Consider the following 25,537-nt stretch of genomic DNA (forward strand, 5'->3'; position numbering starts at 1 on the left):
TAACATCTATAATCTTTACTCGATGAACAAACAGCTCTTTCATTTACTAGCTCTAGTAGTACTCATTTTAAACTCCTGTAAAGAATCTCAACAAAATTTATCACCTGCAACTGCAGATCAATCGCTTACCACTTATGTAAATACCTTTATAGGAACTGGTGGACATGGACATACTTATCCTGGAGCTACCATGCCTTATGGAATGATGCAGTTAAGTCCTGACACGAGGCTGGATGGATGGGATGGCTGTAGCGGTTATCATTATAGTGATAATGTAATCTATGGATTCTCGCATACTCATCTAAGCGGTACTGGAGTAAGTGATTACGGCGACATTCTTTTAATGCCTACTAACAAAGCAATCGTTAATAATGGCGCTGATGGTGAAGAAGGCTACTCTTCAAAGTTCTCTCATGACAATGAAAAAGCAAGTCCAGGATATTATGAAGTTCATCTGGATGACACAGATATTGATGTGAGATTAACGGTTACTGAGCGAGCGGGAATTCATGAATATCGCTACAGCGAAAGCGAGAATCAATTCGTCATTTTGGATCTCAATCATCGTGATAAGTTATTAGAACACGACTTACAGTTTTTATCTCCAACAGAAATTCAAGGAAAACGATTTTCTAGTGCCTGGGCGACTAATCAGATGTTATTCTTTTATTTTAAAACATCTCATCCTATTAAAAACTGGACTGTTAAGTATGAATCAGTTCCAGAGGTAGTGGCTTTAGAATTTGACAACCCAAATAACGAACCAGTCACAATTAAAATAGGAATCAGTCCTGTAGATGAAGATGGAGCAAAACGCAATCTTGAAACCGAAATAGGCGATAAAGATTTTGAAACGATTAAAAAACAAGCTAACGATACTTGGGAAAAGCAGTTGAATAAAATCGTTATTGAAGATGAAAATCACGATAACAAAGTCAACTTCTACAGTGCTTTATATCACACTATGATTGCCCCAAATATCTATCAAGATGTAGATGGACGCTACAGAGGAATGGATCTAGAAATTCACGAAACTCAAGATTTTGATTACTACACTGTATTTTCTTTATGGGATACGTATCGCGCTGCTCATCCTCTATACACGATTATCGAGCAAGAGCGCACTAACGATTTCATCAATACCTTTACCGCAAAATATCAAGAAGGCGGCATCATGCCCATTTGGGATTTAAGTGGAAATTACACCGGCTGTATGATTGGCTATCATGCCGTTCCCGTGATTGCCGATGCTTATATGAAAGGAATACGTGGTTATGATGTGGACCTAGCTTTTGAAGCTATGAAACACAGTGCAACTAGAGATAAACTAGGATTAGACTCCTATAAAACACTAGGGTTTATTCCTGTAGAATTAGAAAGTGAATCGGTTTCTAAAACGCTAGAATATGCTTATGATGACTGGACCATAGCTCAAATGGCGCAGGAATTAAACCGCACTGAGGATTATAAAACTTACATCCAACGAGCTCAGTATTATAAGAATCTTTATAATCCTGCCACTGGTTTTCTTCAAGGTCGATCTCGCAACACATGGTTTGCTCCTTTTAAACCTGAAGAGGTCAACTTTAATTATACTGAGGCAAATGCATGGCAGTATAGCCTTTACACGCCTCAAGATATTACTGGACATATTCAATTAATGGGTGGTAATAAGGCTTATGAAAAACATCTAGATAATATGTTCAGTGCGACTATGGAAACCTCTGGTCGCCATCAGGCAGATATCACTGGACTTATAGGACAATATGCTCATGGTAATGAACCATCGCACCACATGGCTTACCTCTATAATTATGTAGGTAAACCGCATAAAACTCAAGAAAAAGTTCATGAAATTCTTACCACATTATATCACAATCAACCCGATGGTGTGTCAGGAAACGAGGACTGTGGTCAAATGAGCGCCTGGTACGTGCTGAGTTCGCTAGGGTTTTATCCAGTAACTCCAGGTTCCAATGAGTACATTATAGGAACACCACTTTCTGACAAGGCAACGATCAACCTAGAAAATGGGAAGCAATTTACTATTGTGAAGAACGGTGATGGTAAGTATATCGCTTCCGCGAAAGCGAATTCTCAACCACACAACAACTCCTACATCACTCATGATTTAATAATGAATGGTGGAACGCTAGAATTTGAAATGAGCGACAAGCCTAGTGATTGGGGAACAGCTCAAGGAAACTGGCCGGTTTCATCCATTAAAGATGAACTTATTGTGTCACCACCGTTTATAGAAAAAGGTAGAATCGCGTTTTCAGACTCTACTGTTGTACATTTCAACCAAGTTAATGATGGAGCAGTAATATATTATGCCAGAGATGAGTCTGCATGGCAAGAATATAAAGAACCTATTACCTTGTATAATGCTGGAACATTATCTGTAATCGCTCGTAAAGGCGACGAAAAAAGTCCAGTGGTTACAACCGCTTTTTATAAATATGATAAGAATATGAAAGTGACGCTCGGGCATTCTTATGCAAACGAGTACAGCGCTGGAGGTAATGATGCATTAATTGACGGTATGCAAGGCACTGAAGATTTTAGATCTGGAGCATGGCAAGGAACTCAAAACGAAGACCTCGAGGCGCTCATAGATTTAGGGGCTGTCAAAACAGTATCTACCGTAGAAGTCAACTTTTTAAAAGATCAACGTAGTTGGATTTTCTGGCCTACAACAGTCCAGTTTGAAATTCTAGATGAGAATAAAAAAGTGATTGGGACAAATCTGCTCAATCTACCAAAAACTGGAAAGCTTGAAGAATCAAAAATTTACAACGTACTCTGGAAAACTGAAACTAAAGAGGCTAGGTATGTAAAAATGAAAGCGACTACTTATGGTAAGTTGCCTGAATGGCATTTAGGCCATCCATTTGATGGCACAGCATGGATTTTTGTAGATGAAATAAGCATAAACTAAAAGCATTGAAAAGAAGAGAATTTATAATTAAGTCTGCTCAAGGTGGTGTTGCCCTAACTTTAGGTACAACATTATTATCATGCCTGGATACTGATAAAAAAACAATTACTATGAAAAACGTCTCACCTATATCAATTTGCACTTGGGGTTTTATAGATGCAAACGCTACAGCTGGAAAAGCACTAGATGGAGGAATGACTGCTCTTGATGCTGCTATAAAAGGTGTTGCTGTAGAAGAAGAAAATTTAAAAAACACCACAGTAGGAAAAGGTGGCGCTCCAGATCGTGAAGGAAATGTGACACTAGATGCCTGTGTAATGGATTCAAGTGGAGATTGTGGTGCGGTAGTTTGTGTAGAAAATATAACAAACGTAGCCGCGCTAGCCAGAGTAGTTATGGAAGAAACTCCTCACGTGATGCTTGCAGGAAAAGGCGCTGAAGAGTTAGCCTATAAAAAAGGTTTTAAAGCAGAAAAACTCCTCACAGATTCTTCAGAAAACGCATACAGAGAATGGCTTAAGACTAGCGAGTACAAACCTATCATAAACATCGAAAACCATGACACTATAGGAATGTTGTGTATGGATGGCAACGGAGACATTGCAGGAGCATGCACTACATCGGGTCTATCTTATAAAATGAAAGGTCGTGTAGGCGATTCTCCTATAATAGGATCTGGTCTGTTTATCGATAATGAAATAGGAGGCGCAGCAGCAACTGGAATGGGCGAAGAAATCATGAAAACCGTAGGTAGTTTTCTAATTGTCGAGTTAATGAGACAAGGAAAATCACCTCAAGAAGCCTGTGAAGAAGCGGTACAACGTATCGTTGCAAAAAATAATAATATAGAAAACTTTCAAGTAGCTTATATTGCGCTCAATAAAAAAGGAGAAACAGGAAGTTTTTGTATCCATCCCGGATTTGCCATGATGGAATATAAAAACGGAATCAACAATAGAATTGAATCAAAAGCAGTATTAAAATCATAACTAACCTTTATCTACCAATTTAATGGAATCAAAAAATAATTACAAATCAGCATTTGCATTTTTAACGACACTCTTCTTTATGTGGGGTTTTATAACCGTATTAGTAGATGCACTTGTACCTAGGCTTAAAGACGTATTTGAATTAAGCTATGGCCAATCTATTATGGTACAATTTGCGTTTTTTGGAGCGTTTTTCTGTTTTGCCATTCCTTCAAGTATCTTACTTGAAAAAATCGGATATCAACGTGGAATAGTTTTGGGTCTTTCGATTATGGGAATTGCCTGTTTACTTTTCTATCCGGCTGCAAGTATCAGAGAATTTTGGATTTTTATAACAGCCTTTTTTACATTGGCCGCAGGTATTACATTACTGCAAGTAGCTGCAAATCCTTATGTAACACTATTGGGTGATGAAAAAACAGCATCTAGTCGATTGAATCTTTCTCAGGCCTTTAATAGTTTTGGAACGTTAATAGCACCTATCGTTGGAGCCCTTTTTCTTTTGAGTGATTCTGTACTTGATGGTGCAAGTATCGAGAAATTAAATGAAGCTGCACGTGTAGATTACTATGCAAGTGAGGCACTGTCAGTTCAACAACCTTTTCTAATAATTGCAATTGTATTATTCGGTCTAGCGGCGGTCTTTGGATTTAAAAAATTACCATCATTAATAAAACAAGCTCCTAAAGATGGATATGCACAATTATTCAAGCATAAAAAATTCCTACTAGGTGTTTTAGGAATCTTTATGTACGTAGGTGCTGAAGTATCTATAGGAAGTTTTTTAGTGAACTATTTCCAAGAACTTCAAGTAATAGACACTATTAAAAACAGCGACTTTTTAAGTGGATTATCCTCATTCCTATTAATAGGCAAAGATATCACTGAAGTAGATGCTAAGGCAATTCTAGGTTCATTTGTTACACTTTATTGGGGTGGCGCAATGTTAGGTAGATTCTTAGGAGCATTTTTAATGAAATTTATAAGCAGTGGTCGATTACTTATGATTTTTGGATTACTAGCAATTACTATGATTATACTTTCTGTGAGTACAGCAGGAACAACAGCTATGTTTGCGATACTAGCAGTAGGTTTATTCAACTCTATCATGTTCCCAACTATCTTTAGTCTTGCACTAGACGGACTTGATAATCTTAAAGCTCAAGCATCTGGATTATTAGTTATGGCAATAGTAGGTGGCGCATTTATACCAAAGATCATCGGAACTATTGCGGATGCTTTTGGAACAGATGAAAGCGGCATGTCAACTGGTAAAGGGTTGAGTATTGCATTTCTTTGTTTAGTATTGTGTTACGGTTACATCGCATTTTTTGGGTCTACTAAAAGGAATGTATAATATTTCAGGAGGCTAAAAATTTAATATAATAAAAGCCCAGTGACGCGTCACTGGGCTTTTTTAATTGTCAAAATATCCCCTACAACATTTTGACACGATAATCTAATACTTACTTATTCTAGTATTTCCACTCTTCAAATCCATACTTGAATCATTCTCATGAGATAAAAGCTCAATAGCCTAGTTCATTTAAAACGTCAAGCTTCACAACATTCTCTCTTCACAATTATACTCAAATGTATTACTTATAGAACTGTATTGAAATACGTACGTATGTCTATTATTACGTAGAGCTACGTAGTGTTTTTAATAGTATGAATTAACCATAGTATTAATCTCTTAACTCATTATTCCACAATTAACTTGACTGTTTTAAATCTGTTTCCATTTGAAATATGGACGATGTACATTGCTGTTGCAAAATCTTTAGTGATTACTTCAACAACTCCTAATTCATCAGTTTTAAATTTCATAATTTCTTGACCGACTAGGTTGGTAATCTTGATTTGCTTTTCTCCTGTTATCCCAGCCATGTTAATGAAAAATTTATCATCTACCACTGGATTAGGATAAACCTCAACAGCTTGATTAAATTCAGCTTGTGCAGTGCTTAGAGTTATATCTTCAAATACAATTCTGAATCGATCTAGTGCGCTACTTTGCGCATTATTTACATCAACTATAAAATTATAAACCGTACTTGTACTATTGCTTAATTCTGTGAGTGTCCCAGTAAATGTGTCTTCTAATATAGCTTTCTTAGTACTGAAACCGATAGCCGGAATTTCAAATGTGTAGTTAGCATGTCTATACTGTGAGGTATGAATCTCGAGAGCATCTCCATTTAATGGAATATCTCTATTCTCAATACTCAAGCGGTCACCACTTATATGCTGTCGTCCTAAAGTCTCATCTATATTATTAAACTTAATAGCATCAAACTGGTCTACTAAATTATTTGAACCTACATTAAATCTTATTAGTAACGCATCTAGCTCATTTAATCCCTGATTATAATCAGTTGATTTATATAATTTTAACGCAAGTGTAGCATTAAAATTAGCGATTGAAGGTGTGAAAATAGGTGGTCCTGTAGCATTATCAGGTCTATTTAAAATGAATGAACCATTTGATACACCAGATGACGCAAAGAATACAGATTGACCTGGTTTTAAAACACCTGGAATATATCGGGAATTACTGACTTGCGGACCTATAATAGAATTAGTCTGTCTATCATATATGCGATACGCACCTCTAGTGTTTGCCATAGGTTCCCACATGTAATAGAAATTTGGCAACACTGCACTTATGTCGCTACTATTTAAGTTAAATAAATCTTCCATCGCTTGACCTAAAGGAACCTCCATTTGATAAGGATTTCCGACTATGATAAATTCATCAACATTTGCTGCAATTGCAGGTAAACTATAGGAAGTATTTAACAAGGATCCTTTCATTCTTAATGTTGTAGAAGAATGACTTGAGTTTTGTGTTAAATCTATATTTCTATCTCCACGTATAAATAAGCGGCTGTAATTACCTGGTATTAATACATCTGTTGGATTATTAGTACTTGAGATCGTTGTCCATGATTGATTCACGTTATCCCAGCCATAAATAGACCCGTTATTACTTGCTGTTGGGTCAAATCCGTTTGCTGCTCCACCAGATCCTGTAATGTGTGTTCCATAACCAGCTTCATAACCAGCATCTCCAGGATTTAATCCTCCTTCTTGCCAGTTATCAAAAATCGTACTTGTAGATGTAAGTGGACTACTCACAAATCTAAAGGCGCGTCTATCTGCATAATATTGTTCTACTGTTACTTCTCCTAACACAGTAATATTTGCTCCATCTACAACAGCTGTTTGTGTAGCTGTACTTACAAATGTGAAGTCGGCCGTACTTGCATCTATGATTGATGTGGAACTGGTATCATCATTTGACAATCTATCGATAATGCGATAGGTTCCTGTGAGAACTAAGTTTGCATTTGCAAGATGTAGTCTACCTATAATTGAACCACTACCACCGTTCCAAGTATTTGCTATGGTCTGTCCATAAGCTATAATAATAGCATTAGGTCCGTTTATATCACCGTCACAATCATTATCTATGATTACCTCTACGTCTGTGGCAAGAGATAAAGTAACTCCTGAATCTATCAACAAGTCGTGAGCTCTAAAATCTCCTGAAACCATTACATCTTGTCTAACAATTACAGTATCATCTAAACCTGCTGGATTATTTATATCACTAGGATCATTAGGTGTCCAGGCACTATTTTCATAGATAAAATCTGGATTTTCTACTATTACTGTTCTTACAAGTTGTGGAGCAGCATTACCACTCGCATCACTTACATCATAAGTAACTTCATAAGTTCCTGAGATGTTTGTATCTACTACATCTCCGCCTATTACTGGTGTTAATCCACTTGAACAATTATCTGTGATGGTTACTCCTGCGTCTGTATAAGTAAGTCCTCTATCTATAGTTACCGTTGTATTACCATTACGCGTCATCACTGGAGCTAGTCCATCCAGGACCGTAAGGATGAATAAATCCTGACCTACGTTTCCAGCTTCATCTGTAGCATATAGAGTAAATGCATTTGCCCCTAAAAGAGAACAATCTATAGTTGTGACATCAGTTGAAGTAGTAAAGTTGTGTGCATCTGCTATAGAAGCAGTAATTGCATTGATATCAAAAATACCATTACCTGAAATATCTAATGATATAAAATCATTCATTGCATTCACAACTGGAGCGGTTCTATCTAAAATGACCTCGCTACCGTTTGTAGTAGCTGTTTGAGGCACAAGGTTATAATTACCATTTAAATCCTGTAGGCTTATTACAAATGGTGCTACTCCATCTGGTAATGCCGTCATATCTATGCTCATCGTGTTAGGCACAAATGTAGTTGCGATCCATTCATTAGGGTTAGCTGTAGCACTAACCGCGGCATTTACCATGGCTAGAGTCACAATAGGAGTTTGCACCTCTTCACTAGTTGTGAATGTAAGAGTTAGTAGGTCACCTGCTTTCGCGAAAGCGGAATTCACATTATCACTCTGGATAGAAACAGCCGTAGTAGATGGTGGTATACTATCTTCTACAGTCACTATGCGATCAACTGATACTGTATTTCCTGAAGCGTCTGTTGCTGTGTAAGTAATGGTGTAAACTCCTATGACATTAGGATCTACGGTATCACCGCTAACAACTACTGTAATAGGGTCAGTACAATTGTCTAAGGCCGTTGCGCCTGGATCTGTATAGGTAGGGCTTTGAGGCACAGTTTCAGTAGCATTACCGTTAAGTGTAATTACTGGTGCTGTATCATCGACAACGGTAACCATCGCTATCGCAGAGTCTGTAATACCAGAAAGAGTAGTAAAAGTTACTGTAACTGGTACTGGAACTCCTAGATCAGCACAAGAGAATGTATCTTGAGAAAGAGTTCTCGATGCAAAGCCACACACAGTCGTAGAGCCGTTATCTACATCATCTGCAGTAATTGTAGCCGTACCTGTACTGTCTAGAGAAACATTAATATCTTGTAATAAAATGTTAATACTCGATGGTGGATTATTCTCATAATATTGAAAGGCTCCACTATTAGTTCTAAACATATCAAGATCTCCATCACCATCAAAATCGTTTACATCATAAGCTCCATAAGGAGGAAATGAAGAAGTAACATCTTGAAAACCATTAAACTCATCCCACTCTAAAATAAATTGAGTTAGATTACCGTTGTACCCATTTAAAACTAATTCATCTTTACCATCATTGTTAAAATCATAAGCCTCAGATTGAACTGGAGTTCCAGCTATTAAAGAATCGTAATTAAAAATATTAAAACCACCATTATTACTCATCGCAATATTATAAGTAACATTAGCCCCTTGATTTAATGCTGCAGAATTAATTTGATCTAAAATACCATCACCATTAAAATCTCCGACAAGAAAATCGCTATTAAAAATAGGGCCCAAAATAGGTCCAGATGAAAAATTACCTGAACCATCATTTAAAAGTGAAAATGCACTACCTATAGTTGTATCTTTAGTTATAACATCATCATCTCCATCATTATCTATATCTACTACTTGAATGATATCATCAGCATATGATACTAATAGACCTGTGGAAGATATGTTAATCCCTCCATTAACAGGATCATAGGTAAAGGTTCTTGCACTAGTACTAGCAGTAGTGCGAGTAAAAACTAATAAATCATCTACTCCATTATTATCTATGTCAAGTATATTAATAATTTGTTGAAGTCCAGAAGTTTCCCATGAAGCATTATAAGACCCATTAGAATTATCTCGTAATAGTAATAAAGTACCAAATTGGGCTAGTGAATTATCAATTCCACTTAGTAAAATATCCAAAAATCCGTCACCATTAAAATCTAATAATCTAGGGTTCCTAAAATCAGTAAGAATACTACTATAATTCGATATTGTTGTAGTTTCTAAAACATAAGAACCATCAGGTTGTTGTATGTAAACCTTAATATTACCAATTGTGGAATCTGTAAGGAACACATCCATTAAACCATCGTTATTAATATCTCCTGTATCGATACCAGTAACAGCGCTTGCATTGATTCCCGTCAGGTTGAGCTGTGAAAATGTTGAAGGACTACTATCATTAAGTTCAACCGTCACTATAGCTGATGTCGTATTAGTATTTCCGTTGTTATCTGTAACCGTAAGTGTTACAGTATTAGGCCCTAAATTTGTGCAATCAAAACTATTAGGACTAACTGAATAAGAGGCAATAGGCACATCCTGATTACAACCGGAATAAGAACCACCATCTACATCTTCTCCTGCTAAGGTGATGTTACCTCCAGAATCTAAGTTAACTGTTATATCCTGACTAACAGCAACTGCACCTAAATCATCTGTTATGACCTCTACTTGTTGTATGGACTGATTCCCAGAACCATCTGTAGAAATAAAATCTACCATTATTCCATCTGGGATAAGATTTAATTCTGCAGGAACAAAATTATTAGAATCTACAGGTAATGTATTCCCAGCTGTACTCGTTGCAATATTTCCTGTGCCTTCATCAAAAGTAAAAGTTTCACTAGCAGTTGAAAGATTATCAACAAGACCCTTTATAGGTCTAAACTGCATACCGCCATTGTTATAACCAAAAAGACCTTGGGTAAATCTATGAGTCGATCTACCTATGTATACATCATCTACCGTAAGATCTAGGTAAATCTCCATTACTACAGTACCCGATTGAGGGTTTGCATCTTGAATAAAAGATTCACTAGTACTCAATTGAATTTTATACCAAGTCCCAGACTGAAAAGGAAACGCAACTAAGGCGCTACCAAATTCTGATCCATAAGAAATTCCAGATTGAGTTATAACAGCGCTTCTACTGTTGTGAAGAGAACTACTCGTTTCTGGTCGAAAGAATAAAGGTCCAGAAAAATTAGTGTCAAATTTTGCATGAAATGAAGTGACTTCTAGGTTAAAAGATTGACTACCCATATTATAAGCAAATTCATCCTGCGGTATATTACAAGTAAATTGCGTTTGAGATAAGGTATTTGTTAGCGCGCCGCCACAATTATCTACGGTACCTAAATCTAAATCTTGGGCTGTGAGTTGCCCTATTCCTGTTTGAGGATCTAGCTGGACATTATAAGTGGCGGGAATATTAATCTGTGGACCTAAATCATCAATAACCGTTACAATTGCGTTTGTGGAATCAGTGTTTCCATTACCATCAGTTACTGTTAAAGTAACCATATTTGCACCAATATTTGTACAATCTAAAGATGCTGGTGTCACTGTCCTATTTACAATTATGGAACAACCAGCTGCACTACCATTATCTAAATCGATAGCATCTAAAACAACATTACCATTTTCATCAAGTGAAACGGTGATATCTTGAGCTATGGCTGTAGGTAAGGCTGGATCAACAACAGTAACCTGTGCTGTTCCTGTAGTGGTGACACCTGCATCATCCTGCATGAAAAGTGTTACTGTAACAGGTGTGGCAGTATCTGCACAAGTAAAGGTGTCCCTATCTAGTGTTAAACTTGTGATGGCATTACATCCTGCTGCACTACCGTTATCTATGTCTTGAGGAGTGATAACTGCATTACCAGTAGCATCTAAGTTTACGGTAATATCTTGTGTCAACACTACTGGAATTGCTTCTTGAACGGTAATTAATGCTGTTGCAGTTCTACTTTCACCAGAATTATTAGTGACTGTTAAGGTCACTTCATTTACTCCTTGCAAACTTTGAGCAGGTGCTCCAGCGCCCCTATTTGTATCATCCATATTAATGAGAGTTCCAGACACATTTGATTGAGAAGCATCTTCTACAACTGTTCCTGAGCCTTCATTAAAACGGTACAAAGCAACTAATCCCGATTGAGGTTGAATTTGCTGATTCATATCTGCAGCTATTTGCGCTTCTGTTCTTGCTTCATCCCATAATCTTACCTCATCTATCTCACCTTTAAAATCGCGTTGTTCTAGTATGGAACCTCTTCCTTCCACTCCTATATACAAAGCTTCATTACTATTATTATTAGACATGGAAATAGCTTGAGACACTACTAAAACACCGTTTACATAAACGTTACCATTTGTCCCATCATAGCTTACAGCAATATGAGTCCATGAACCAGTTGTGATTGCATTTGCAGGCGATGTTACACTAGCAGGAGCGTTATTAGTTGAAGAGACATATGTCATACCTACTGTATTATCAGAAGTTCTAATTACAATAGAATTACCTGTACCATTAAAATTACTAGGTTTTGACACTGGATATTGAATATTTGAATTTCCTGTATCATCCCAATTTACCCAAGCAGACATTGTATAGGGACCTAAAATTTTGTTGGCGTTGTTATTTGTGATTTCAACACGTTCATCAATACCGTTAAAAGCAAGTCCCTGATTATTATCAAATGCTGCATCTGCACAGTCAAAAGTAGTTTGATCTAGTGATAAACTTGCGATACCACAACTTGCAATCGATGCATTATCTATTTGTTGAGGCGTAATGCTAGCGACTCCAGATGAGTCTAGCATTACTGTGATATCCTGTGTTGCTGGAAATACAGTAACCAGTCCTGAATCATTAAAAAGAACAGATTGAACTTCTATGAATCCCGGATTAGTATATGCTCTGAAAAGCAAATCTTCTGAATCATCTCCATTAATATCAACTACTTGAAGATTACTAAATGAAGTTAATCCATCAAAATCCTCTAAGTTTAAACGATTGAAAACAAGATTCTCATTAGAATAAATATCTGCTATAGTTTCTGACCCATCATAACCAGTAAGAAATACATCTAGATCTGAGTCACCGTCTGTATCCAGAAACTTAAGATCATTGATATTTTGCATATCCATCAAAATACTTGAAGAAACAAAGTTATTTTGCCCATCATTCAGATATATTTTTGCTTCATTTGAATTGATGCTGTTATTGTAACCATATGTAAAAATATCCTCGTACCCATCTCCATTGATATCTTTCATAGTATCAAATGCTGAATAGTAATTTTCAAGGGTTTGATTTAACGTAAATACACCATTTCCATCATTAAAATACAAAGCAGATGTTGAACCGTATGGAGCTACATTTAAACTACCAGAAATAAACATATCATCAACTCCGTCGCCCGTGACATCTTTCAACACCAGCGCACCATTTGATAAAATAGGAATATTAGGATTTAAAATCTCAGTAAAAGCTCCAGTCCCATCATTACTATAACTCTTTGATATCCAACTGTTAATAGCAGTACTATAACCTATAGTCACAAGATCTAAGTAGCTATCTCCATTTAAGTTAGCAAACTTTACATTACCAGCATAAGAAGCAACGATAGCTGTATTTGCGGTAATAGTAAAAACTCCATTCCCATCGTTTAAATAGACATTTGTAAAAGGTGCATTGGTAGTATTTCCATATCCAGACATGACTAGATCTGAATAACCATCTCCATTAACATCTCCTAAATCTATCGAAATAGAACTCCCGACAGGAAATGAATTTCCAGTCACTACTATGTAGGATTGTGGTCCGTTATTTAAAATTGTTTTGGTCACATATTGTCCAGCACTCTGTGAGTACCCATTAACTATAAAATCGACCTTTCCATCTCCATTTAAATCTTCATTGATTTGTTTTTGAATTTGGATATCACCAAACGCAGTATTTAAACCTATTATGGAATGTTGATTATCTGAAAAAGCAATCTCTACTTGTCCTCCTGTTTGCACATTCACAACTGCTGTAGCAGTGTCTGTGTTTCCAGCTGCATCAGTAACAGTTAGAGTCACCGTTTGATCTCCTGCAGTTGTACAATCAAAAGTATTTGGAATTACCGTCATACTAGCTATTCCACAATTATCGATAGAATTGTCGTTTACAAGGTTAGGATCTAGAGTGGCATTACCGGTGTTATCTAATTGTAGGGTTACCGCTTTCGCGAAAGCGGAAGGAGCAACAGCATCTATTATTGTAACAACTTGTGTACAGGTGTCAATTACGCCTTGATCATCTATAGTCCAAATCACGGTTGTGTCTCCTAAAGGCAAAGTAGCAGGCGCGTCATTTGTAACTATGGATTGAAAACAATTATTTGAAACAGGAGCAACAAGCTGACTGCTATCAAATGTACAACCAGCAGCATCCACAGATATTGAAACAGTAGTAGAACAAGATACAAAACCTGCTACACAAGGTGCTTGTGCAACTTGCTCTTCATAAGCACCATAATCAATAGTGTTATTAAACACTCTAGGATCTCCTTTAATATCAGTAGCTAGTTGATAAGTCAACCCATTTGTTCCTACATCAAACAATCCTGAATTAAAAGCGAGACGCAAACCATCATCTGCGGTTCCCCATAGATTATCGGGACCGTCTGGATCTGAGGAATCTATAAAAGGATCTTGAGAACTTATAGAACTGCCATTAAAAGCTAGTATTACATCATTGGTGTTGTATAATAAAGAGTTGTTTACAGTTATATTATTACTTAAATCAGCACCAAATTCTTCCTCGATGTTAATTCTATAACCATTTGTTGTTGATCCAGCAACAGATTGAAAGAAAGTGCAGTTCGTAACTTCCATAAAAGCATTTGAGCTGGTAAATATTCCTATATCTCCTGTTGAATTATCTTTAAAAACTGAGTTTGTAACATATGCATTACCATTTGTAACAAACATAGCCGTACCCATATTATTTTCAAAAACACAATTTTCTACTGTTGCACTACTAAAATGACTTGAGCCTATAGCACCACCATAGTCTGCTATATTATTTCTAAAAACGGTATTCTTATATATAATTTCTCCTTCTGTAAAAACTCCAGCACCAAAATTGTTACTTATTAAGCTAAATAAATTTGAGCCATATAAAAATTGACTAGTTGAAAATGTATTTGCATGCCCATTTTCAATTGAGAATCCGTCAATAATGATAGGTGAACCAGCGTGTGCAATTGCTGTAAGCACGTGATAAGTATTATCAGCGTTATCATTTTGTGTTCCTATATCACCAGATAAAACCGTACGATTTACAGCTATAACACGTTGATTAATATCGGTTTCTGTTCCAGTAAAACTACCATATACTTCTATTTCTCCAGTAATTAGAAAGGTATTATTCCTTGAAGTTAGTGCATTTCCATTGGGTTGTAATCCACTAGTTGAACTAGGTTTATAAGTTCCTGAGGCTACCCAAATTTGAGAATTACCAGTACAAGAATTTGCGTCAACAATAGCGTCTTGCAAGCTGATATAGGCATCTGACCAGCTAGAACCATCATTAAGACCAGTAGCATTTTGATTAACATAAACCACATTACACTGTGCTTTGAGCAAAGCACTTGTAAAAATTAACAACGCAATAAGTAATACTCTTTTCATAATTTGATTATTAGGAGGAAACTTAAGCTGTTGAGCTGTTGAGAGCCAGCAAAAGTCCATTCACATTATTAACCAAAAGTATCCATAAGCATAACTAAATGAAATACGTATGTATGTCAAATTTTACGTAGGGCTACGTAGTGTTTATTTATCTGAATATTAGTTATTTAAAAGACAATTCCTACATCATATCGATGAATTCTCGATGCTCTTGCGCCCACAGAGTTAATGAGTCTGCTCCAGGAGTGAGATTAAGTTTTTGAATAATATTTGTGCGATGTTTTTGAACCGTTCTATGAGAAATACTTAAAATCACAGCAATTTCTTTACTCGTTTTTTCTTGAGCTATATAACGCACAATGGTACGCTCAGATGGTGAAAGGAATTTAATTTTTTCTAATTGTGGTGTGATTTCAATATCAATAACCTCATTAAATGACGGACTAAAACACTGGTTTCCTTTTGCAACTTCTTTAATACAATTATCTATAACATCGATACCTTCATCTTTTAATAGATAACCTTGAATATTGAATTTTTGAGCCTGTAAGACAAATGCTTTTTCTTTATAAGAAGTCAAAATTATAAACTTAGTGGTAGAGCCTAGATCTTTTGCTTTGGCAATAACTTCAAAACCGTCCAGCATGGGCATTTCTATGTCCAGTATAGCAATAGTAGGTACTTGCTCGATGATCATATCCAGTGCTTGAGCTCCATTAATAGCTGTAATTACTTGCTCATAGCCTATACTTTTAAGACTATCTGCTAGTCCTTTAAGCAAAATTGGGTGATCGTCTGCGATGAGCAATTGTAGAGTGGAATCCATTATTTTAGGGGAATTGTGGCAGTGATAAAGCTACCTTTATTAGGTTCACTTTCTATAGAGAGTAATCCATTTAATATTCTTATACGCTCTTTAAGCGTTTTTAATCCTAGGCTGTTATTGCCTTCTTTTTCTGTGACTTTAAATCCAGTTCCATTATCCCTTATTTCCATTACTACATTATCTTTTTTCTTGTCTATGGAAATATCTATAGTTGTAGCCGCTGCATGTTTAAGCACATTTGAAACACATTCTTGAATAAACCGGTAAATGTTTACAGACTCCTCGATATTAAAAAGGTCATCAATATCATCAACAATAACAGAGACAAATAAATCTGTTTCTTCATCAATTTGTAATAAAAGATGCTCTATTGCACCTTTAAGTCCCAATTGTTTTATAATTACCGGATATAGATTTCTTGAGATACTACGCACTTCTTCTAGTGTGGTATTTGTTAATTCGGCAATGGAATCTAGTTCTTGAGATTGGGCTTTTTGCTTGATTAATGTTAGTTGTTGACCTACACTATCGTGCAATTCTTTTGCAATACGAGACCTTTCTTTTTCTTGATTTTGAAGTAAATCTTGAGAAAACTTAACCTGCATCAAACTCTTAATTCTTTCCTGGTATAAAAAATAGAAGAACACGGTGATACTTAGTAAACCTATTAATGCATAAAACCACCATTTGTTATAGAAAAAATCTTCTGAAACTATATCTATTTCAAGTGGTTTGCCTATTAATGTACCGGAGAAATCTTTTGCTCGTACTTTTAAATTGTAGTTTCCTGCCGCAAGATTTAAAAACTGCAACTTTTTAATTTCACCTAGTGAAATCCAGTCTTCATTATTCAATTTGTATTCATAAGATTCATTACGCAAAACATCGAGTCCCGTTAGAGAAAAGTCGAGTTCTAGGAGCTTATTTTCTACTGGTAGGCTTATGTTTTTCGCTTTCGCGAAAGCGGACTTATCAAACAAATCCTTGAATTTATTTAAATCAGGATCAAAAGTTCTGATTTTAAGAAATTGTAAAGAATCACTACTTTCTTGCGCTATAAGTTGCTCTGGTATAAAATGATTCAACCCTACAAGACTACCCAATAAGATTCCATCTGATGTACGGGATGCACTGTAACGATTTCCTTCTTTATGTGAAAGCCCATCTTTAACCGAGTATCTTACACTAACTTCATTTTGTGGATTGTAATGTACTAATCCATTAAATGTGTTGAGCCATAAATCTTCTTCATATGGAGTAATGGTGGCTATTCCTGCCTTTAGATTATCCCTATAAATCACTTCAAAAGTTTCCTCTCGTGGATCAAATCGTGTTACAATACCATTACGAGATCCTAGCAAGAATCCATATTTCTCATAGTAATCTGCAACTAACAGATAGCTGTCTTGTAGTTCATTTTGATAGAATCGGTTTTCTTTAGTATTTATGTCATACACAAATACTCCAGTAGTAGTAGCACTTACAATCCAATTGCGGTCTTTATCTACTGCAATATCTAAAATATTTAATGAATCTGTTTTAACAATGGATTCATGTGTTCTAGATTTTTTATTAAAAGCCATCAAGTGATACTGTCTAGTTCCATAAACTAGCGTAGAGTCATTGAGCTGCTCGATACATTGAGAAGGATAATGTCTATAGGATTTTGCATCACCGTTATTTTTATTTATAGCAACTATATAGCCCATAGTTTGCGTCCATAAGGTGTCTTTTTCTACAAAGATGTTTCTGGATGATTCTAGCTTGATGGGAACCTCTTTCTCATAAAGTGGAAATGGTTTGATTTTTTTAAATTCATGATTGTATTTAAACCATCCTCCATTTTCAGTAGCTATAATGTAATCTTGATCTCCTATATGTTTGATTGCCCTTAATTGCTCTTGCATTAAGTATTTATCAAACTGACTGTTAGGAAATCTATAATAATGGATATTTCCTCCGGCAGCTAACCATAATTCATTTTTAATATCTCGAGACCATAATTGAATAGAAGCTACGTCTTTAAAGTTATGATTAAAAATGGGCACTATTAAGCCTTGATCATTTAGAGTGGTTAACTGTAGCGTATTTTCTTTATTAGATGCGATGAGTACCTTCCCATTAGAATCAACAAAAGTTTTTATATTCTTCTTACCATTAAAATAGGTTACATTGAATGGGATAAAATCAAGTTCTTTTTCATCAAACACGTAAAGAACATCATCATTATTCATAAAAGCGTATAAACTGTCATTAAAAACAAACGCTTCTTCTATCCATATTTTTTTTGCAACGAGATCTCTCTCTCTATTAAAACCACTATAAGAGAATTTTTTAATAAGTTGACCTTGCTTATCTGTGATGGTTATAGGGAAATTATTGTCACTAAAAATATAATAATCTCCTACTGATAAGAATATAGAATTTCTGTCCACTTCAATGGAAGTCACATCATTTTTAAAAGAGAATAATTCAATCCATTCTCCACGATCATCTCTTAGCCAAACCTGAACAGTGGTTCCTATGGCATTGAGTAAATAATACTTGCCATCTATGAATCTAATGTCTGATACATTATCAAAACCTTTAGGTTCTAAATCTGCAAATATGCAGGTTGATGTGTTGAATGTTGTTAGGATATGATTTGATTCGACATTTTTGGAATGAACCACAAAATTAGAATCAGAGTATTTAAGTAGTTTACTTATATACGTGTACTTTGATTTAAAGTCTGGATTTATATTATGGAAATTCTTGCCGTCAAATCTTTGAAGTGTAACTAAGCTAGGCTTTGAAATAATTTCTCTATTATCTAGTGTGTTACCGGCAACCCATAAGAACCCATTCTTGTCTTGGATGATGTCCTGAATATTATCAATGACGAGTCCATCACGAGATGTGAAGACTTCATGATACACCTTTCCTTGTGCTATTAAATTAGTGCTGGAAAAAATGCATGTAATCCAAACACTAATCAATGTAAGTTCCCTAAAACTAAATTTCATAATTACCCGTAAATCTAACTCAAAGATTTAACATTGTTAAATATGAAAAAGATTACAACTAAAATTCAATTAAAAATTTAAAATGTTTTACAAAAAAACCCGACTTAAAAAGTCGGGTTTAGTATACATAATAAGTGAATTTCTATCCACCGAAATCATCAAAACGTATGTTCTCGTCTGGAATACCGAAATCTTCTCCCATTTTTTGAACTGCTTGGTTCATTAATGGTGGACCACAAAAGTATAGTTCTATATCTTCAGGAGTCTCGTGGTGATTTAAGTAGTTATCAATTACACAATTGTGTATGAAACCTACAAAACCGTCTCCTTCACCATCTATACCATCTTTAACTTGCCAGTTATCTTCTTCCATAGGCTCAGAAAGTGCCATGTAGAATTTAAAATTTGGAAAATCTTTTTCTAATGCTTTAAAGTGATCTATGTAAAATAACTCACGCTTAGAACGTCCACCGTACCAGTAAGTTACTTTTCTACCTGTTTTAATCGTACGGAACAACTCATATAAATGAGAGCGCATAGGCGCCATTCCTGCTCCACCACCTACATACAGCATCTCTGCCTCAGATTCATTAATGAAGAATTCTCCATATGGTCCTGAAACGACTACTTTATCTCCTGGCTTCTGATTGAAAATATAAGAACTTGCAACACCTGGATTTACATCCATCCATCCGCTTTTTGCTCTATCCCATGGCGGCGTAGCAATACGTACGTTAAGCATGATATCACGACCTTCAGCCGGGAAAGAAGCCATTGAGTATGCTCTCTCTACCGTTTCATCATTTTTCATTACTAGTGGCCATAAGTTGAACTTATCCCATTCTGCTTGAAATTTATCTGGTGTATCGTGCTCTTCTGGGTGAGCTGTGATATCCATATCTTTAAAATTCACAGTACATTCTGGAATTTCAATTTGAATATATCCACCAGCTTCATAATGCATGTCTTCAGGAAGACGCACTACAAATTCTTTAATGAATGATGCCACGTTATAGTTACGCACAACTTCTGCTTCCCATTTCTTGATACCAAAAACTTCTTCTGGAATCTCAATTACCATGTCTTGCTTTACTTTAACCTGGCAACCTAGTCTCCATCCTTCGGCAATTTCTTTACGAGAGAAATGTGGTTCCTCAGTAGGAAGGATTCCTCCACCACCTTCAGTAACGATACATTTACATTGAACACAAGTTCCACCACCACCACATGCAGATGGTAAGAAGAGCTTATTTGAACTAAGCGTAGTTAATAAAGTACTTCCTGATCCAGTAGTAATATCTCTCTCACCGTTAACACTAATGGTAACTGGTCCAGATGGAGATAACTTCTGCTTCACAAATAATAATAGAGATACTAATATTAAAGTGATCAGTAAAAACGCTGCTACTGTAGCTATAATTGTTCCTGTAGTTCCTGCTGCTATTAATATCATAGGACTATTGATTTACTTGTGTTAGTTTATCTTCTAATGAAGTCGCTTGTAGGGTCAACTCATTACTTTCTTGAACTGCCTTAATAGATAATTCGTTGGTGTCAGACTCCTTTTCCTCATCACCACCAGTTAACATACCACCAAAACTCATAAAGCCGATCGCCATTAATCCAGTAATAATAAATGTAATTCCTAAACCTCTTAATGGTGCAGGAACTGAAGAGTAACGTATCTTCTCACGTATAGCTGCAATTGCAAGTATCGCAAGAAACCAACCTATTCCTGAACCTATACCATAGGTAGTCGCAAGTCCTAGTGTAGCGATTTCTCTAGATTGCATAAATAATGATCCACCTAGAATCGCACAATTCACGGCGATAAGTGGTAAAAATATACCTAGCGAATTATACAATGAAGGAGAAAATTTCTCTACAATGATTTCAACTAATTGTACCATGGTTGCAATAGTTGCAATGAACATGATAAATGATAAGAAGCTTAAGTCATAAGCTGCATACTCTGCGCCTAGCCATTTTAACGCTCCAGGTTGTAAAATATATTGATCCAGCATCCAGTTTAATGGCACTGTGATCGCAAGTACAAAAATTACTGCTGCTCCTAAACCTACGGCTGTTGCAACTTTCTTAGATACTGCGAGGTATGAACACATTCCTAAGAAAGTGGCAAATACCATATTATCTATAAAGATTGATTTGAAAAATAATTCTATATGTTCCATATGATGTTTTTTGGATTACGCTTTCGCGAAAGCGTAATAATCTAAATCTAGTCTTCTATTAAAGATGCGTTTCTACTACGTTGCACCCATATAATCAATCCTACTACGATCAATGCCATAGGAGATAACAGCATAAAACCGTTGTTCTCATAACCTATTGCATATAATCCAGTCTTTTCAATAGGATCTCCTAATACTGCAATACCTAATAAGGTTCCTGAACCTAAAAGCTCTCTAAAGAAACCTACTAGAATCAAGATGAATCCATATCCTGCAGCGTTTCCTATACCGTCCAAGAATGATCTCCATGGTCCATTTCCTAAAGCAAAAGCTTCAAAACGCCCCATAATGATACAATTAGTAATTATCAATCCTACAAAAACAGAAAGTGTTTTACTCAATTCATAAGCAAATGCCTTAAGAACTAAATCCACTATAATTACTAATGCAGCAACTACAACTAGTTGAACAATGATTCTAATTTTAGATGGAATGATATTTCTCATAAGAGAAATCACAACGTTACCTACTCCTAATACAAATAGTACAGAAATGGACATAACGATAGATGCCTTAAGCTCTGCAGTAATCGCAAGTGCTGAACATATTCCTAATACCTGAATGGTAATAGGGTTATTATCCAATAATGGATCTGTAATTAGCTTCGTATCTTTTTTTGATAAAAGTCCCATAGATCTATTTCTTTAAAGTTTTAAAATAAGGTACATAAAGACCTAAATCTTTTTTAATCATCGCAGTCACACCATCACCTGTGATGGTAGCACCAGCGATTGCATCTACCTCGTAATCAGTTTTATCATCATTCTTAGGGTCTGCATTACCTTTTGCAACTGTGATACCTTTAAATACTCCAGCGTCGTTAAGTAAATGTTCTCCTTTAAAATCATCCATAAAATAAGTTTGCTTAATGTTTGCACCTAGACCTGGAGTTTCACCTTTATGATCAAAATAAGCACCTTGAACAACCATATCCTCATCTACCGCAACATAACCCCATATAGCATCCCATAAACCTTTACCTCTTATAGGAGCAACGTATAGCGTTTTGCCATCTTCATTTTTACCTATAAATAATGGTAACAAACGAGTTCCTTCAGTTTTCTGAAGATTCTGTTGTTTTTTTACGTCAATTAAATAAGGCTCCTGGCTAGTCTCATCCATATATTCCTGGCGAGTTTGCTTTTTAACGATAGCTCCATCCTTAAAAGTTAGCACCATTTGCTCAGTAACGTTCTTCTTAAACTCCTCTGGAGCAAGCTTTGCATCAACAAACGTTGCAGAATTACCTTCATTATTATTGATCCCTAGAGCATACAAGATGTTTTGTTGCTTTTCGATTTTTTCATTTTGTGTAATCGCTGGCTTTAAGCTTGATGCTAAAAAGGCCAGAATTCCACCTACAACTACTACCATTCCTATCGCAAAAAGGATAGTATATGAATTTTTATCAGTTCTACTTTCCATAATTAGGCTGCTTTAACTTTTAAACGCTTCATTCTTTTCTTCACATTTCCTTGAACCACGTAATGGTCGATAGTAGGTGCAAAAACGTTCATTAATAATATCGCAAGGAATACTCCTTCTGGATATGCTGGATTAAATACACGTATCATAATCGCTATAAAACCAATTAAGAATCCATATATCCATTTTCCTTTATTAGTTTGTGATGCCGTTACTGGATCTGTAGCCATATAAACCGCTCCAAAAAGGATAGAACCTATCAATAAATGCTCGTAAAAAGGAATACTCATTAAACCATAAAACTTAGAAGTACTTTCAATAATTCCCGTTTCTATAATTCCGTATTGGAACACAAGTCCCATAGCTAGAGCACCTAGAACAGTACTTAACATAATTCTCCAACTTCCTATCTTAGTAAAGATCAAGAATAATGCTCCTATGACGATCAAGAACTTAGAAGTCTCTCCTACTGAGCCTGGAATTAATCCCCAGAACATATCCCAGTAATCCACATTAGTTAGATTTCCAGCAAATTCAGCATTCTGTGCATAAGCTCCTAGAATCGTTTCACCAGACATAGCATCAAGGTTAGAAGAACCAGCCGCAATCGCCTGATCACGCTCTACAGCTCCATGAACCCATACTTTATCTCCAGACATCCATGTAGGATAAGCAAAGAATAAGAAAGCTCTTATCGTTAATGCTGGATTCAAAATATTCATTCCTGTTCCACCAAAAACTTCTTTACCTATTACAACTCCAAATATTACTGCTACAGCTAGCATCCATAATGGAATATCTACAGGAACGATCAATGGTACAAGCATACCTGTTACAAGGTATCCTTCTTCAACTTCATGTCCTTTAATTACTGCAAAAAAGAATTCTACCGCAAGTCCTACTCCATAAGAAACAGCCACAAGTGGTAAAATAGTCCATGCTCCGATCAATAAATTGTCGATAGTCCAGAAAGAGGCTCCTAAGAACCCATCTGCTTTCTCAATCATTTCTTGAGCAAGGTAGTGCTGGTAACCAGCATTATACATACCAAAAATCAAACATGGTACAAGTGCCATGATAACTGTATTCATGGTACGTTTTAAATCGTCGGCAGCCTTAATGTGTGTCCCATTGTGAGTCACTTCATTAGGCAAGTACAAGAACGTATGGAGCGCATTAAATGCAGGCGCCATTTTCTTTCCTTTGTACTTTTCCTTTAAGTCGTGTAATTTGCTTTTTAAACTCATTATCCTATCTCTTTAAGCATTAGGTCTAATCCTTCTCTGATTATCTTTTGGTGTGGTTGTTTAGAAACACAAATAAATTCTGTCACTGCAAAATCCTCTGGCGCTACTTCATACATACCTAAAGCTTCCATTTCATCAAGATCTTTATACATACAAGCCTTTAAGATTTGCATAGGGTAAATATCAAGTGGGAAAACCTCTTCATAATTTCCAGTAACCACAAATGCTCTGTGCTCACCGTTTGTATTAGTATCTAAATCGTATTTTTTCTTAGGCGTTAACCAAGAAAAAGTAAGTGCTCTCGATGGCGAAATCTTATCAAATACTGGCTTATTCCACCCAAATAACTCATAATCATCACCTTCAGGAATCACCGTAACAATATCAGAATAGTAATCCAGAACACCATCTTCACTCACTTGCTTTCCAGAAAGTACGTTTCCAGAAATCACGCGGTGATTTGCTCCTTTTTCAATTCCGTTTTTATAAATAAAACTACTTAAAGAAGCACCTATTTTAGTCTTGAAATATCTAGGAATATCTACTGAAGATCCTGCAAGAGCAACTACGCGCTCAGCGTTAAAACGACCTGTAAGTAGTAACTCTCCTATGATCACAAGATCTTGTGCAGCTACTGTGTAAACAGTTTCACCTTTGTTTATAGGATCGATTTTATTAATCATTGTCCCTACATTACCACTTGGGTGCGGTCCAGATACCTTGTGAAGTTCAACACCATTCAGTCCATTAAAAACTGAGTTTGAATCCTTACTTACACTCACATGAACCTTACCATCAGTAAGCATTCCAAGTGCAGTAACCGCGGCTTGAAGTTCTTTTTCTTTACCAGCTAGTGTAAAATCAAGATCTGCAGCAAGCGGTGCGCTCGCATAACCAGAAATAAAAATAGCCTTAGGAGCATTCTCTGGATTTGCAATCACGTCATAAGGACGTTGCTTGATAAAAGCCCAACAACCAGATGCTAGCAAATGGTTTTTTACGTCTGCGGCCTTTTTACCAGATAAGCTGAATGAACCGTGATCTACAAAATCTTGGTTGGCATCTGCTTTGATTTTAAAGGCATCGATACGTCTTTTGGGACCACGTTGCACTTCTACAATCTCACCTGATACTGGAGAAACAAATTTCATTGCCTCGATTGACTTGTTATAAAACAAAGTTTCGCCGGCTTTAACTCGAGTACCTTCTCTAGCGATAAGCTTAGGAATAATACTGTGAAAATCTTCAGGTCTTACATAATAAAACTCAGATGCAGCAGCGTTATCAAGCTCTTTTTGAGCAGCTCCTACTAGTTTTATGTCTAGTCCTTTTTTAATTCTAATGTCTTTTGACATAGGATGATGGATTTAGTCCTTTTAAAAATCGTGCAAATTTACGCCATAATGCGCAGATTATCTGATGCTGGTTTTATTTAGAATAATTCTTAATAGATTTAATTAGTGAGTTTGGCATCGCTTTCGCGAAAGTAGTATCAACAAGCACAATAAATCTTATATTTAGCACGTATTTAACCAC

General features: G+C 36.0%; 12 protein-coding genes. 3 read left to right on the forward strand and 9 right to left on the reverse strand.

The window, feature by feature from the left end; all coding sequences use genetic code 11:
• Nucleotides 1-22: 22 nt before the first annotated feature.
• Genes ACSHWW_RS02675 through ACSHWW_RS02685 form a run of 3 tightly spaced genes read left to right on the forward strand, consistent with a single transcriptional unit; the run spans nucleotide 23 to nucleotide 5,287 of the window.
• The gene (locus tag ACSHWW_RS02675) at nucleotides 23-2,941 is read left to right on the forward strand and encodes a GH92 family glycosyl hydrolase (protein ID WP_435680871.1); all 2,919 of its coding nucleotides are present in this window, start codon (nucleotides 23-25) and stop codon (nucleotides 2,939-2,941) included.
• Nucleotides 2,942-2,946: 5 nt separating this feature from the next.
• On the forward strand, nucleotides 2,947-3,930 hold the full coding sequence (locus ACSHWW_RS02680) for an isoaspartyl peptidase/L-asparaginase family protein (protein ID WP_435680872.1): 984 nt from the start codon (nucleotides 2,947-2,949) through the stop codon (nucleotides 3,928-3,930).
• Nucleotides 3,931-3,952: 22 nt separating this feature from the next.
• Nucleotides 3,953-5,287, forward strand: coding sequence for a sugar MFS transporter (locus ACSHWW_RS02685; RefSeq protein ID WP_435680873.1), 1,335 nt, complete (start codon nucleotides 3,953-3,955; stop codon nucleotides 5,285-5,287).
• Between the two features lie 347 nt (nucleotides 5,288-5,634).
• On the opposite strand, the gene ACSHWW_RS02690 is transcribed toward ACSHWW_RS02685, so the two are convergent.
• The 9 genes from ACSHWW_RS02690 to ACSHWW_RS02730 form a co-directional block, all read right to left on the reverse strand.
• The gene (locus tag ACSHWW_RS02690; protein ID WP_435680874.1) at nucleotides 5,635-15,246 is read right to left on the reverse strand and encodes an FG-GAP-like repeat-containing protein; all 9,612 of its coding nucleotides are present in this window, start codon (nucleotides 15,244-15,246) and stop codon (nucleotides 5,635-5,637) included.
• A 181-nt stretch (nucleotides 15,247-15,427) separates the two neighbouring features.
• Nucleotides 15,428-16,072, reverse strand: a complete 645-nt coding sequence (locus tag ACSHWW_RS02695; protein WP_435680875.1) for a response regulator transcription factor — start codon at nucleotides 16,070-16,072, stop codon at nucleotides 15,428-15,430.
• The gene (locus ACSHWW_RS02700; RefSeq protein WP_435680876.1) at nucleotides 16,072-19,077 is read right to left on the reverse strand and encodes an ATP-binding protein; all 3,006 of its coding nucleotides are present in this window, start codon (nucleotides 19,075-19,077) and stop codon (nucleotides 16,072-16,074) included. Before ACSHWW_RS02700 ends, ACSHWW_RS02695 begins: the two co-directional genes overlap by 1 nt.
• Nucleotides 19,078-19,219: 142 nt before the next feature.
• Nucleotides 19,220-20,527: an NADH:ubiquinone reductase (Na(+)-transporting) subunit F gene (gene nqrF, locus ACSHWW_RS02705; protein WP_435681316.1), complete on the reverse strand. Its 1,308-nt coding sequence runs from the start codon at nucleotides 20,525-20,527 to the stop codon at nucleotides 19,220-19,222.
• 7 nt (nucleotides 20,528-20,534) lie between these two features.
• A complete protein-coding gene (gene nqrE / locus ACSHWW_RS02710; protein WP_435680877.1) occupies nucleotides 20,535-21,269 on the reverse strand; it encodes an NADH:ubiquinone reductase (Na(+)-transporting) subunit E in 735 nt (244 codons plus the stop codon).
• Between the two features lie 47 nt (nucleotides 21,270-21,316).
• Nucleotides 21,317-21,961, reverse strand: coding sequence for an NADH:ubiquinone reductase (Na(+)-transporting) subunit D (locus ACSHWW_RS02715; protein WP_435680878.1), 645 nt, complete (start codon nucleotides 21,959-21,961; stop codon nucleotides 21,317-21,319).
• Nucleotides 21,962-21,965: 4 nt separating this feature from the next.
• A complete protein-coding gene (locus ACSHWW_RS02720) occupies nucleotides 21,966-22,754 on the reverse strand; it encodes a Na(+)-translocating NADH-quinone reductase subunit C (protein WP_435680879.1) in 789 nt (262 codons plus the stop codon).
• A 2-nt stretch (nucleotides 22,755-22,756) separates the two neighbouring features.
• Nucleotides 22,757-24,001, reverse strand: coding sequence for an NADH:ubiquinone reductase (Na(+)-transporting) subunit B (locus ACSHWW_RS02725; RefSeq protein ID WP_435680880.1), 1,245 nt, complete (start codon nucleotides 23,999-24,001; stop codon nucleotides 22,757-22,759).
• Entirely contained in the window at nucleotides 24,001-25,356 is a 1,356-nt protein-coding gene (locus tag ACSHWW_RS02730) for a Na(+)-translocating NADH-quinone reductase subunit A (protein ID WP_435680881.1), read from the reverse strand. Before ACSHWW_RS02730 ends, ACSHWW_RS02725 begins: the two co-directional genes overlap by 1 nt.
• Nucleotides 25,357-25,537: the final 181 nt, after the last annotated feature.

It is taken from the genome of Nonlabens sp. (genome assembly GCF_051251825.1).
In the GTDB taxonomy this organism is placed as follows: Bacteria; Bacteroidota; Bacteroidia; order Flavobacteriales; family Flavobacteriaceae; genus Nonlabens.